Source organism: Micromonospora sp. WMMD964, from assembly GCF_029581455.1.
Lineage (GTDB): Bacteria > Actinomycetota > Actinomycetes > Mycobacteriales > Micromonosporaceae > Micromonospora.
In genome coordinates this window covers 5,793,136-5,806,866 of record NZ_CP120860.1, presented here as the reverse complement: position 1 = coordinate 5,806,866, position 13,731 = coordinate 5,793,136, and the positions used below count along the sequence as shown (strand labels likewise).

The window sequence follows — 13,731 nt, the reverse complement described above, 5'->3', positions numbered from 1 at the left end:
GTCACCCGAAGGGTGATCAGGCGAAGCAGTTCTCGATGGTCCCGCCCGGGATGGCCAGGCAGTTGGTCGGGCGGTTGGCGGTGATCGCGGACTTGTCGTCCACGTTCACGTCTCCGAAGAAGCTGAAGACACCGCCCGGAGCGAAGGTGGAGAAGTTGTGGGCGACCTTCGTCTTCGACAGGTTGACCTCGCCGAAGATGTTGAAGATGCCGCCGCCGACCCCGATCGGCCCGATGGCCCGGTTGCCGACGACCTCGCTGTCCCGCAGCGTGGTGACGCTGAAGGCGTTGAAGAGTCCGCCGCCGAAGAAGCCGGCGGTGTTGTCCTTGATGCTGCTCTTCTCGAACGTGGCCACGCTGTCGAAGGCGATGGCCACACCGCCACCGACACCGGCGGTGCTGTTCTTCTCCACCGAGACGTGGTGCAGGTTCAGCTGGCTGTCCGCCGCGGCGATACCACCACCGGCGAGGACCGCGGTGTTCGAGACGAACTTCGTCTCGTACGCCGTGGTGTTGCCCTCGATGTCGAGGTAGCCACCGCCGAAGCCCAGCGTCTCGTTGTCGGTGATCTCGGCCTTCTTGAGCTCGACCGTTCCGCCGTCGACGTCGTCGGCGAAGATCTCCGCGGCGCCGTTGGAGATACCGCCACCACCGATGATGGCCGTGTTGTCCTTGATCTTCGACTCCTCGACCTTGAGCAGGCCGGCGTTGAAGACACCACCACCGAAGAAGAAGGCGGTGTTACGGGTCACGGTGCTGTGCCAGATCTTCGTGGTGCCGAAGTTGGCCACACCACCACCGTTGCCGCCCGACTGGTTCAGGACGACCTCGGACTCCAGGATCTCGGCGGTGCCACCCGGCTGGACCAGGATGCCGGCACCGTCGGTAGCCTCCGGCTGCTCGACGAGCGGCGTGACGACGCCGCCCTCGGCAGCCGGCGCGGCCTTGGCCGTGACCTTCGGCGCGGCCTTGAGGCCGGCCTTCGGGTTGGCCTGCCGGGCGGTGAGCGCCTCGTTCAGCGGCGTGCCCGCCTTCACCTGCGCCGCGATCGCCTCGGAGTCCGAGTACGACGCCCAGACCTCGGCCGGCTGGACGGTGTTGAACAGTTCGAGGGTCTGGCCGCCCTTGATGGTCAGGCCCTTGATGGTGAGGTGACCGCCGCTGCCGACGTTGAGGATGCGGAAGTAGTCCGCCGTGGCCTCCCGGGCGATCGTGGTGTGCTCACCCTTCAGGGTGATGCGCTCGGTGATCACCGGCAGGCCGTTGCCCTGGTAGTCGTTGCGGGTCAGGTTGTAGGTGCAGCCCTTGGCCAGCTCCAGCACACCGCCGTGCTTGCTGTTGGCGAAGATGATCGCCTGGATGAGCTTGTCGGTGTCGCAGGGCACCTCCTTCCCGCGCTCGTGGTCCTTGTCCCGGTCCTTGTCCTTGTCCCGGTCCTTGTCGTCCTTGTCCTTGTTCCAGTCGCGCGACTCGTCACCCCGCTGGTCGCCGTCCTTGCTGACCTGCGCGGTGTTCCAGTTCAGGCCGACCGCTCCGGCGCTGCCCGCGACGCCCACCGCCGCGAGACTGATCACGCCCGTCAAACCGGCCACGCCACTGGCGAGCCAGAGCTTGCGGCGGCGCTTGGCCGTCGCCCGCCCGGAGGCTTCGTTGTTCGTTAGGTAGTTGGACATCGGAGCTCTCTGCCCTCTCCTCGTACCAGACAGGGTCGCCGCCGTCAGACGGGCGTCCCCTGCTACAAATCGGTTGTAGCTCCCAAAACCACCGTATGAGAAGGTTCCTCGCCTCGTGGGCTTATCCGAGAGAACCCCACATTCGGTTCATCTTCGGCGCGGACCGGCCGGGAGGGTCCGTTGGGGACGGCGCCCCCGTAGGGCCCCTGAGCTGCCCAAATGGGTACGCCCCTCCGTGCCGTGACCGGCTCGGAGGGGCGCACCCTCTATGTGGATCAGCCATCCGTTCCGGTCAGAAGCAACCGGGAACGTTCAGGCAGTTGGTGGGGCGGTTGGCGGACACCGCGGACTCGTCGTCCAACCGGACGAAGCTGCCGAGGCCGTTGGAGATGCCGCCGGGCGGAAGGGTGGCGAAGTTGTGCGTCACCTTCGTCCGGCGGAGGGTGATCTCGCCGCCATCCGTGTTGTAGATACCGCCGCCGCTGGCCAGCGGACCGATGGCCCGGTTGCCCGTCACCTCGCTGTCGCGCAACGTGGTGACGCTGTCCTCGTTGAAGAGGCCGGCGCCGAAGAACCCCGCGGTGTTGTCCTTGATGGCGCTGTCCTCGATCGTCGCGACGCTGTCGAAGGCGACCGCCAGGCCGCCGCCCACGCCGGCGGTGCTGTTCTTGACCACCGTCGCGTGCTTGAGCGTGAGCCGGCTGTCGGCCACCGCCACGCCGCCACCGGCGAGGACCGCGGTGTTGTCGCTGACCTTCGTGTCGTGCAGGGTCGTGGTGCCCTCGATGTCCAGGACGCCACCGCCGAAGCCGAGCGTCTCGTTGTCGGTGACCTCGCTCTTGTAGACCCAGACCGAGCCGCCGTCGACATCGTCGGTGAAGATCCGGGCCGCCCCGTTGGAGATGCCGCCGCCGCCGATGATGCCGGTGTTGTCAGTGATCTTCGACTCGTCCACCTGGAGCACCCCGGCGTTGAAGATGCCGCCGCCGAAGAAGAAGGCGGTGTTGTGGGCCACCGTCGTCTTGCTCAGTCTGGTGCTGCCGAAGTTGGCCAGCCCGCCGCCGTTGCCGCCGGACTGGTTGTAGAGCAACTCGCTGTCCAGGATCTCCGCACGTCCACCGGGCTGAACCAGCACCCCGGCGCCGTCGGTGAACCCGGGCTGCTCCACCAACGGGGTCACCGCCGGCGCGGCTAGCGGGGTTGCCTTGGTCGCCGCTGCCGCCTGGGCCTTGGCGGTTGCCTTCGGCTCGGCCGCTGCCTTGGTTGCCGCTGCCGTGGCTTTCGACGCCTTGGCCTTCGGCGCCGTCGGCGTGGCCTTGGCGGCGGCCTTCGGCTTGGCGGCCGCCTTGGTCGCCGCCGCCTCCGGCTTGGCCGCCGCCTTGGTCGCCGCCGCCTTCGGCTTGGCCGCCGCCTTGGTCGCCGCCGCTGCCGGCTTCGCTGCCGCTGCTGCGGCCGGCTTCGCTTCCGGCTTCGCTGCCGGTGCTGCGGCCGGCTTGGCTGCCGTGCTGGTCACCGTGGAGCGGACCATCGAGGAGTACGGCGCCCAGACCGCCGCCGGGTCGGCGGTGATAGCGGCTTCGAGGGTCTGCCCGCCCCTGATGCTCAGGCCCTTGAGGGTGAGGTGCCCGCCGGGGCCGACGTTGAGGATGCGGAAGTAGTCCGCGGTGGCCTCCCGGCCGATCGTGGTGTGCTCGCCCTTGAGGGTGATGGGCTGGGTGATCACCGGCAGGCCGTTGCCGTCCTGGTTGCGGGTCAGGGTGTAGGTGCAGCCCTTCGCCAGTTCCAGTACGCCGCCGTGGTCGTTGTTCGCGAACGTGATGGCCTGGATCAGCTTGTCGCTGTCGCACGGGACCTGCTTGGTGCGGTCCTTCTCGTCGCGCTTGTCGTCCTTGCCGGACCGGTCGTCGAAGCCGCTCCAGTCGTCGCCGCTCCACTCGTCGTCCCGACCGTCGGTCTTCGAGCCACCCTCGTCCGCGCCGCCGGCGTCACTGACGTTCTGCCGGTCGGTCGACGGCTGCGCGTCCGAGACCTGGTCGGATTTGGGCTTGTCGTCCCGGGCGGCCACGCCACCGAGGGCCGCCAGACCGACCACACCGGTCAGCCCGGCCACGCCGGCGACCCACAGCGCCCGCCTTCGTCGTGTCGGCGGAGCTGTCGAGGCCCCGCCGTCGGTACTCGTTACGTCGTTGGACATCAGAGCCTTCCGCCCTTTCCTGCTACCAGACGGGGTCGCACCGCCTGGGGCGCCACGACCAGCTACAAATGGGTTGTAGCCTCTGATCCCCACCGTATGAGAACCATCTTCGCGATGCGGACGTATCCGAGATAACCCCGCATTCGGCTCAGGCCGGTTGACGTCGGGCAACCGGTTCGGGGTGGTTGAAAGGGGGCGTGAGCAGCGCAAACGCCGACGGAAAGCGCAGCCTCACCCACGAGTCGCGGCGTGATCCACTCCACATCGCCGATATCGCGCTGTCCCCGCAACCGGATACCGCCACTTCGGCGATATGGAGTGGATCAGGCGCCGGGCCTCGTGCCGGGCCTCGTGCCGGGCCTCGTGCCGGGCCTCGTGCCGGGCCTCGTGCCGGGCCTGGCGGGGCCCGGCGGGGCGGGGCGGGGCGCGGCGGGGCGCGGCGGGGCGCGGCGGGGCCGGCGGGGCGCGGCGGGGCCGGCGGGGCCGGCGGGGCCCGGCGGGGCGGGCTGGAGGCAGTGGGGTGGCTGGAGACGGGTCGGGCCGCGACGGTCAGTCGTCGCGGCCCGAGGGTGAGGTGCTGGTGGCGCGGTCAGCCGGGCAGGCGGGGGCCGGCCTCGCGCTGCTCGGCCAGCCAGGTCTCCACCTCGTCGGAGGTGCGGGGCAGCCCGGCCGACAGGTTCGTCGCGCCGGTCGCGGTGACCAGCACGTCGTCCTCGATCCGGATGCCGACGCCGCGCAGCTCGGCCGGGACCAGCTCGTCCTCGGGCTGGAAGTACAGCCCCGGCTCGACGGTGAGCACGTAGCCCTCGCCCAGAGCGCCGTCGCGGTACGTCTCCTTGCGGGCGTTCGAGCAGTCGTGCACGTCGATGCCGAGCATGTGACCGAACCCGTGCAGCGTCCACCGCCGGTAGACGGTCGACTTCTCGTCCATCGCCTCGTCCACGCTCACCGGCAGCAGACCCAGGTCGGACAGGCCCTCGGCGAGCACCCGCATGCAGGTCAGGTGGACGTCCTTGAACTTCACGCCGGGGCGGATGGCCTCGATGCCGGCCTGCTGCGAGGCGTACACGATGTCGTAGACCTGGCGTTGCAGGGCGGTGAACCGGCCGCTCACCGGCAGCACGCGGGTGACGTCGGCGGTGTAGAGGTTGCGGCCCTCGACGCCCATGTCCATCAGCAGCAGGTCACCCGGCCGGGTGGTGCCGTTGTTGTGCACCCAGTGCAGGATCGTGGCGTGTTCGCCGGCGCCGACGATCGAGCCGTACCCGACGTCGTTGCCGTCATGGCGCGCCCGCAGCGCGAAGACACCCTCCAGGAGCCGCTCGGAGACCGCGCGGTCGGCCGGGAGGATCCGGGCCACGTCCTCGAACCCGCGCACGGTGGCGTCGATCGCGTCCTGGAGTTGGCCGATCTCCCACTCGTCCTTGACCAGCTTCATCTCCGAGATGGCGATGGCCAGCTCCCGGTCGCGGGCCGGCTGACCCTCGGCGCGGGCGCCGTCGTACTGGCGCACGGCCGCGTCCACCTGGGCGTCGAAACCACGCAACACGCGGGTACGCCCCGGCGCGAGGTCCGCGAGGGTCGCCTCCAGGCCGGTCAGGTCGGCGGTGGGCAGGCCCAGCTCGGTCGACTTCTCGGCGAGGGTGTGCCGCCGGCCGACCCACAGCTCGCCGTTGCGGCTGCGGAAGAACTCGTCGGTCTCCCGGGACGACCGGGGTCGCATGTACAGCGTCGCGTCGTGGCCCGAGCCGTTCGGTCGCAGCACGAGCACGCTGTCCGCGTCGTGGTCACCGGTCAGGTAGGCGAAGTCGCTGCCGGGCCGGAACGGGTAGTCGGTGTCGTTGGCCCGGACCTTGTCGGTGCCGGTGGGGATGACGAGTGTCTCGCCGGGGAAGGCCGCCGAGAGCGCGGCGCGCCGCTTCGCGTAGTTCGGCGTCTCCGGGCGAGGCGTCACGGGCAGCGCGGTGTCCCGCCAGCCCTGCCGCATGAAGGACAGGAACGCCTCCGGGAAGTCCGGATCGTGTGATTCCGTACCGTCCGTCGTCGTACCGTCGGTGCGTCCCTCGGTCATTGCGCCGCTCCCTCCGCTTCGTTGCTGGTCCCGACGGTACCGCGCGTCCGGTTCGCGGTGCCGCCCGCCGGGAGCGGGCCGATCGACGGACGCCTGCGACGGGCCGACAACGCGCGTGGAAAGATGGCCATCATGTGCGGACTTCTGGCCTTCTTCAGCGCGAACGGTAATGCCGCCGCGCATCGCGACCACATCGCCGGAGCGTTGGAATGCCTGCACCACCGCGGCCCCGACGAGACCGGGGTCGAGGTGGTCGGCGACGCTTCCGGCCGGTACGCGGACGGCGTGTTCGCCCACAAGCGGCTGGCGATCATCGACGTCGCGTCGAGCCACGAGCCGCTGCCCTACGCGAACGGTCGTTACCTGCTCACCTTCAACGGTGAGATCTACAACTACATCGAGCTGCGCGAGGAGCTGATCAGGAACTTCGGCGCGCAGTTCGCCACCGCCGGTGACGGCGAGGTGATCGTGGCGGGCTACCACTTCTGGGGCGAGCAGGTGCTCACCCGGCTGCGGGGCATGTTCGCCTTCGTCATCTGGGACCGGCAGGAGCGGCGCGCCTTCGGTGCCCGGGACTACTTCGGCATCAAGCCCATGCACTACCTGGAGACCGCCGACGGTCTCTACCTGGCGTCGGAGAAGAAGGCGCTGCTGCCGTTCGCGCACAGCAACTACCAGGGTGACGCGGGTGTCGACCCGGCCAACCTGAGCCACTACCTGACCCTGCAGTACGTCCCCGAGCCGGGCACCCTGCACAAGGGCATCAGTCGGATCGGCTCGGGGGAGTACCTGACCTGGACCCCGGGCGGGCGGATCGACGTACGCCGGTGGTACCGGCCGGTGTTCCGGCCGGCACCGGTCGACGACGAGCAGAAGCTCTACCACGAGATCCGGGAGACGCTGCGGGAGAGCGTGCGCATGCACATGCGCTCCGACGTGCCGGTCGGCTCGTTCCTGTCCAGCGGCATCGACTCCACGGCGGTGGTCGCGCTGGCCCGCGAGTTCAACCCGAACATCCTCACCTTCACGGTCGGCTACGACGTGCCGGGCTATTCGGAGATCGACGTCGCCCAGGAGTCGGCGCGGCACCTGGACGTCACCACGATCCCTACCAAGATCGGTCCGCAGGACATGATCGACGCGTTGCCGAAGATCGTCTGGCACCTGGACGACCCGGTGGCCGACCCGGCGCTGGTGCCGCTCTACTTCGTGGCGAAGAAGGCCGCCGAGCACGTCACCGTGGTGCTGTCCGGCGAGGGCGCGGACGAGTTCTTCGGCGGCTACACGATCTACCGGGAGCCGCTGTCGTTGGGCACCGTGAACGGTCTGCCCGGCGGGGTGCAGAAGGGCCTGCGCGCGGTCTCCAAGGCGATCCCGCAGGGGGTCAAGGGCAAGAGCTTCCTGGAGCGCGGCACCACCCCGATCGAGGAGCGCTACTACGGCAACGCGCGGATGTTCACCGAGGAGGAGAAGCAGCACCTGATGCGGCGCTACGACCCCTCGGTGCGCTACACCGACGTCACCGCCCCGATCTACGCCGAGTGCACCGAGCTGGACGACGTCACGAAGATGCAGTACGTCGACCTCTACACCTGGCTGCGCGGCGACATCCTGGTGAAGGCCGACCGGATCTCGATGTCGCACTCGCTGGAGGTGCGGGTGCCGTTCCTCGACCGTGAGGTCTTCGACGTCGCGGCGAAGATCCCGGTCGACCTGAAGCTGCCGCCGCGCTCCGACGCCACGAAGTACGCGATGCGTCAGGCGTTGCAGGGTGTCGTGCCGCCGGCCATCGTCAACCGGAAGAAGCTGGGCTTCCCGACCCCGACCCGGGTCTGGCTGCGCGGTGAGATGTACGAGTGGGCCCGGCACGTGCTGAGCACCTCGGGTGCGGGTGACCTGCTCGACCTGTCGTACGCGCTGCGACTGCTCGACGAGCACAAGCGGGAGGAGGCCGACCACTCCCGCAAGGTGTGGACGGTGTTGATCTTCTGCATCTGGCACGCCATCTTCGTGTCGAAGACGCTCGACCCGGGCATCCAGCGCAACCAGTCCGCCCTGCTGACCAAGCCGGTCGTGGGCTCCATGGTCCGCTGACCCACGGCCTCACCCCGTTGATCAAGAGGTTTGCGTCATCCGGAGTCACTCCGGTGACGCAAACCTCTTGATCAACTATTCACGGCGGGGCGCTCAGCGGGCGGCGCAGGTCACCGTGGGGGCGCTGTTGGTTCCTGTGGAACTGCCCAGGAAGCCGAACGTCGCGGTGCCCGACGGTGCGACAGTGCCGTTGTAGGCGACGTTCGTCGCCGTCACCGACGAGCCGGACGTCGTCTGGGTGGCACCCCAGATCTGGCTGATCGACTGCCCGTTGGGCCAGGTCCAGCTGGCGGTCCAGCCGGACAACGCCGAACTGCCGTTGTTCGTGATCGTGACCTCGCCCTGGAAACCACCCTGCCAGGAGCCGGTCACCTTGTAGCTGGCCGCGCAGGCGCCACCGGCCGGCGGCGGGGTGGTCGTCGGCGGCGGGTCGGTCGGCCCCGGCGTCGGCGTGGTCGGGGTCGGCGACGTCGTGCCGCCCCGGATGCCGGTCACCTGGCCGTTGCCACCGTCGAAGACCACGTCGGAGCAGCCGAAGAAGTTCTCCTGCGAGTCGGATCGCACCCAGCGCGAGTAGATGATGTGCTGGCCGCTCTTGCCCGACGGCAGGTTGCCACTGAAGTAGTAGTGACCGTCGTTGGTGCCGACAGCTCCGCGCTGCGGCGGGTTGGTCACCGTGAGGAACGGCTGCTCCTCCAGGTCACTCCAGGCCAGCGCCCGGTTCGGGCTCCAGCTGTTCTTCGTGATGTAGAAGTAGAACGTGCCCGGGTGGTGGGCCCAGTTGCTGTACTTGAAGTCCAACCGCGCCCCGGCGGTCAGGTGGGTGAGCGGCCAGTCGGTACGCGGCAGGTCGTAGCCGCGGAAGCCGGTGGCACCACCGCTGCACAGCTGGCCGTCCGGGATGAAGCCGGTGGTCCGGCCCCCGGCGTCGGAGCGGAGCACGCTGAACCAGTTGTAGAGCGAGTTCGCGCCACTCGTCGCGACGGCGGCGGAGCACGCGGGGTTGGTCGGCCGGATCTCACCGGTCGTGCTGAGGCCGTCCTGCCAGCACAGGTAGGTGCGGCTGCCGGGCGTCATCGCCGCGCCGTGCGCCTCGGCAGGCTGCGGACTGGACGCCAGGGCGACAGCGCCCAGCGCGAGTGTCACGGACGCGATGAGCAACGCGGCCGTACGGGAACGGTTCACAGGTTCTCCTGACTCGCGAGGCGCGCCGCCAGCGACGCCCCGCTGCAATCGGGTGGGGATGTGGCTTGATCGCCCGCTTCGGTGAGCGGTGCGACGATCACGGCGACGGTCCCGGCGAAGAATCGGCCGGTGGACGTGCGCCATCGTCGGTCCTGCCCTGGACCGGTGCCCTCGCGCCAAACGAACCCGGCAACCGGCGACGCGACAGCCCTCGCACCGCCCGGTACGCGTCATCCCACCACGCCGCGCCGCCCAGCGCAATAGTCGTTCCTCGATGGATGAAATGACCCGTCGCCCGTCGGTGGACGCCATATCCTGCCTGGGGGAGCGGGAAACCGGGAGGTGGCGGCGGGTGCCGGACGTGTTCGACGAGGCACACCGCCGTTGCCGCGGTGGCGAGCCGGTCGCCCTCGCCACCGTCGTGGCCACCTGGCACTCCGCGCCGCAGCCGCCCGGCGCGACGATGCTCGTCGCAGCCGACGGCACGGTCACCGGCAGCGTCTCCGGGGGCTGCGTCGAGGCGGACCTCTACGAGCGGGCCCGTCGCGTGCTCGACACCGGCGCAGCCGAGCTGATCCGGTACGGGGTCAGCGACGACGACGCGTACGCCGTGGGCCTGACCTGTGGGGGCACTCTGGACGTGTTCGTGGAACGCGTCGACGCCGACGCCCTGCCAGGGCTGGACGTGGTCGCCGCCGCCCGCCGCGACGGCCGACCGGCGGCGGTGGTCACCTGCGTGGCGGCCGACGCCGGTGACCCGCCGGGCGCGGTGCCGGTCGACCCGGCCGGGCGGCTGGGCCGGCGGCTCGTGCTGACCGGTCAGCTGTCGATCGGTTCCCTCGGTGACGACCGGCTCGACGACGCGGCCGGTGCCGACGCCCGCGGGCTGCTCGCCGCCGGGCGCAGCGGGATGCTCCGGTACGGGTACCACGGGCAGCGCCGCGGCAGCGGCGTCAGCCTCTTCGTGGCCGCGTACGCCACAGCGCCCCGCATGATCGTCTTCGGGGCCATCGACTTCGCCGCCGCCGTGGCCCGGATCGGCGCCTTCCTCGGCTACCGGGTCACCGTCTGCGACGCCCGGCCGGTCTTCGCCACCGCTCGGCGCTTCCCCGAGGCGGACGAGGTGGTCGTGCGGTGGCCGCACCGCTACCTGCGTACGGAGGTGGACGCCGGTCGGGTCGACGAACGGACCGTGGTGTGTGTCCTCACCCACGACCCGAGGTTCGACGTGCCGTTGCTGGAGGTGGCGCTGCGGCACCCACTGGCGTACGTCGGCGCGATGGGCTCGCGACGCACCCACGACGACCGGCTCAAGCTGCTGCGCGAGGCGGGGCTCAGCGCGGCGCAGCTCGTCCGGCTCGCCTCCCCGATCGGGCTGGACCTCGGCGGGCGTACCCCGGAGGAGACCGCGGTGAGCGTGGCCGCGCAGATCGTCGCGGCCCGGTGGGGCGGCACCGGGCGCCCTCTCGCGGCGCTCGACGGGCCGATCCACCAGCCGGGGTAGCGGTTGCGGCGGCTTCGGGGCCCGTCGGGCGGCGCACTGTGCCAGCCTGGTGCCACGGCGATCGGCTCGGCGTACGACGGTCGGTGGCGGTTGGCGAGGACGGGAGACCCGGCATGGGATACGCGGTGGTGCTCGGCGAGGCGCTGGTCGACCTGCTCGACAGTGAGCGCGACGGTGAGCGGGTCTACCGGCAGGCGATCGGCGGAGGGCCGCTCAACGTCGCCGTCGGCGTGGCCCGGCTCGGAGGCGAGGCACAGTTCGTCGGTTCGCTCGGCGACGACGTGCTGGCTGATCGGATCCGCGCCTTCCTGAGTGCGGCCGACGTCGGGCTGGCCGGCGCGGTCACGGTGCCGGCGCCGACCACGCTCGCGGTGGTCACGTACGCCGGACCGGAGCCGGACTTCCGTTTCTACGGCGAGCCGGCCTCCTACGGGCTGCTCGGCCCCGACGACCTGGATCTCGCGCTGATGGAGGGCGCGGACGTCCTCTACTGCGGCTCGATCGTGCTCCTGCGGCCCGGCACGCTCGCCGCCGCCCGACGCGCCTGGTCGCTCGCCACCGGTCTGCGGGTCTTCGATCCGAACGTGCGTCCCCGGCTGCTGGACGGGCCGACCGCTCTGGAGGGGCTGCGCGAGGTGGTGGCCGAGTTCGCCGCCGGAGCGCACCTGGTCAAGCTGAGTGCCGCCGACGCCGGACTGCTCTACCCGGGTGAGCCGGTCGAGGGGGTCGCCGCGTACCTGCGCGAGCTGGGTGCCTCCACGGTGGTGGTGACGCTCGGCGCGGCCGGTGCGGTGTTGGCCGCCGCCGATGCCGACCCGGTCCGGGTGCCGGCCCCGAAGGTCGACGCGATCGACGCCACCGGCGCGGGTGACTCGGTGATGGCCGCGTTGATCGCCGATCTGCTCGTCGGCGGTGAGCCGGTCACCCCGGACGGTTGGGTCGAGCGGGTGGGTTTCGCGCTGCGGGTCGCCGGTCTGGTCTGCGAGTCGCCGGGTGGCGCGACCGCCATGCCCACGCGTGCCGATGTGGAACGTCGCTTCGGAAGCCCCGGCTGAGTCGTCGCGTGGGCGGGAGTCGTCTTGACGTCCACTTAATGTGAACGTTAACATCGACATCTTGCGATGGAAACATCCCTGCGCTTCTCGCCGGAGGCTTCGATGTCACCAGTCCTGGTACCTCCGTCGTTCCGCCCCCTCGCGGCCATGCTGATCATGCTTCTGGTGGCCGCGGCTGGCATCTTCGTCAGCCCGCCACAACGGGCGCTCGCCTGGGACAACGACGTGGCCGACACCCCACCGATGGGCTGGAACAGCTACGACTCGTTCAACTGGCGGGTCACCGAGGCCGACGTCCGGGCCAACGCCGACTACATGGCCACCAACCTGCGGCAGTTCGGCTGGCAGTACGTCGTGATCGACTGGGCCTGGTACTACCCCGGCCAACACAACAACAGCCCCAACCAGGACGCCAACCTGCAACCCCGGCTCCGGATGGACGCCAACGGACGGCTGCTGCCGGACACCACCCGCTTCCCCTCCGCCGCCGGTGACAACGGGTTCAAGCCCCTCGCCGACTACGTCCACGCGAAGGGGCTGAAGTTCGGCGTCCACCTGATGCGCGGCATCCCCCGCCAGGCCGTCGCCGACAACGTCCCGATCCTCGGCACCACCTGCCGCGCCAACCAGATCAACAACACCACCACCGCGGCCTGGCTCAACCTCATGTGGGGCCTGAACATGTCCAACCCCTGCGCGCAGACCTACCTGGACTCGGTGTTCCAGCTGCTGGCCTCCTGGGGCGTCGACTTCGTGAAGGTGGACGACATCGCCGCACCGACGTACCGGCAGGCCGAGGTCGAGGGATACCGCACCGCCATCCAGCGCAGCGGCCGTCCGATGGTGTTGAGCCTGTCGCCCGGGGCGACCCCGCTGGCCGGCGGCGGGCACGTGCAGAACAACGCGCACATGTGGCGCATCGTCAACGACCTGTGGGACAACTGGTCGTCCGTGGACGCCCTCTTCGACCAACTCCGCAACTGGACCCCGTACCGTGCCACCGGCGCCTGGCCCGACCCGGACATGATCCCGATCGGTCGGCTCTCCAAGTACGGGCCGGTCGGCTCGCCGCGCTACTCCAACCTGACCGCGGACGAACAGCGCACCCTGATGTCGCTCTGGGTGATCAACCGCGCGCCGTTGATGTGGGGCGGCAACCTGGTCGAGAACCGCGCCTCCGAGCTGGCGTTGATGACCAACGCGGCGGTGTTGGCCGTCGACCAGAACAGCACCGACAACCGCCAGCTCACCGGCGGCACCCGGCAGGTGTGGACCGCCGACGTGCCGGGCGGCGACCACCGGTACGTCGCCCTGTTCAACCGGGAGAACAGCGCGGCCCCGGTGACTGTCAACCTGGCCGACCTGGGCATCGGGTCGGCCACCGTGACGGACCTGTGGTCCGGTGCGGCCCTCGGCACGGCGAGCGGGACCTTCACCCGTACCCTCCCGGCCCACGGCGCCGGGCTGTACCGGCTCGCGCCGGAGACCACGGTGCCGGTGCCCACCACCTCCACCCTCACGGCACGGCACAGCGGCAAACTGCTGGACGTGTCCAACAACGCGACCACCGACGGCGCCGACGTGGTCCAGTGGGCCGCGAACGGCCAGCCCAACCAGCGGTGGCGGTTCCAGGACGCGGGCGGGGGCTACCAGACCGTGGTCAGCGTGCACAGCGGCAAGTGCCTCGACGTGTACGGCGGCGCGGGCGCCATCGCCGACGGGATCCGGGTGACCCAGTGGACCTGCAACGGCGGCACCAACCAACAGTGGCGCGTACAGGACCTCGGCACCGGCTACGTGCAGCTCGTCGCCCGGCACAGCGGCAAGTGCCTGGACGTGCTCAACGCCGCCACCACCGACGGTGCCCGCGTCGTGCAGTGGACGTGCAACACCGGCAACCAGCAGCAGTGGCGGCGTACCCCGGCGTAGCCGGGTCGGGCGCGCCGCGGGACGAGG

Annotated in this window: 8 protein-coding genes; 4 read left to right on the top strand and 4 right to left on the bottom strand. The window is 70.3% G+C overall.

Translation table 11 applies throughout. The annotated features are described in order from the left end of the window. Positions 1-16 precede the first annotated feature (16 nt). From O7616_RS26410 to O7616_RS26400, 3 genes are all read right to left on the bottom strand, one after another. Positions 17-1,672, bottom strand: a complete 1,656-nt coding sequence (locus O7616_RS26410; protein ID WP_282304482.1) for a hypothetical protein — start codon at positions 1,670-1,672, stop codon at positions 17-19. 292 nt (positions 1,673-1,964) lie between these two features. After that, a complete protein-coding gene (locus O7616_RS26405) occupies positions 1,965-3,866 on the bottom strand; it encodes a hypothetical protein (protein WP_282304481.1) in 1,902 nt (633 codons plus the stop codon). A gap of 589 nt (positions 3,867-4,455) precedes the next feature. Further along, positions 4,456-5,937, bottom strand: coding sequence for an aminopeptidase P family protein (locus tag O7616_RS26400; RefSeq protein ID WP_282304480.1), 1,482 nt, complete (start codon positions 5,935-5,937; stop codon positions 4,456-4,458). Between the two features lie 132 nt (positions 5,938-6,069). On the opposite strand from O7616_RS26400, the gene asnB reads away from it, so the two are divergent. Continuing rightward, positions 6,070-8,031, top strand: coding sequence for an asparagine synthase (glutamine-hydrolyzing) (asnB, locus tag O7616_RS26395; RefSeq protein WP_282257874.1), 1,962 nt, complete (start codon positions 6,070-6,072; stop codon positions 8,029-8,031). Positions 8,032-8,124: 93 nt separating this feature from the next. On the opposite strand, the gene O7616_RS26390 is transcribed toward asnB, so the two are convergent. Then, on the bottom strand, positions 8,125-9,216 hold the full coding sequence (locus O7616_RS26390) for a lytic polysaccharide monooxygenase (protein WP_282304479.1): 1,092 nt from the start codon (positions 9,214-9,216) through the stop codon (positions 8,125-8,127). A gap of 352 nt (positions 9,217-9,568) precedes the next feature. Between O7616_RS26390 and O7616_RS26385 the strand changes: the two genes are divergently transcribed. The 3 genes from O7616_RS26385 to O7616_RS26375 all read left to right on the top strand — a co-directional run bounded on the left by O7616_RS26385 (position 9,569) and on the right by O7616_RS26375 (position 13,704). Beyond that, entirely contained in the window at positions 9,569-10,720 is a 1,152-nt protein-coding gene (locus O7616_RS26385; RefSeq protein WP_282304478.1) for an XdhC/CoxI family protein, read from the top strand. Positions 10,721-10,833: 113 nt separating this feature from the next. Then, positions 10,834-11,775: a carbohydrate kinase gene (locus tag O7616_RS26380; RefSeq protein ID WP_282304477.1), complete on the top strand. Its 942-nt coding sequence runs from the start codon at positions 10,834-10,836 to the stop codon at positions 11,773-11,775. Between the two features lie 147 nt (positions 11,776-11,922). Next, positions 11,923-13,704, top strand: a complete 1,782-nt coding sequence (locus O7616_RS26375; protein WP_282304476.1) for an RICIN domain-containing protein — start codon at positions 11,923-11,925, stop codon at positions 13,702-13,704. Positions 13,705-13,731: the final 27 nt, after the last annotated feature.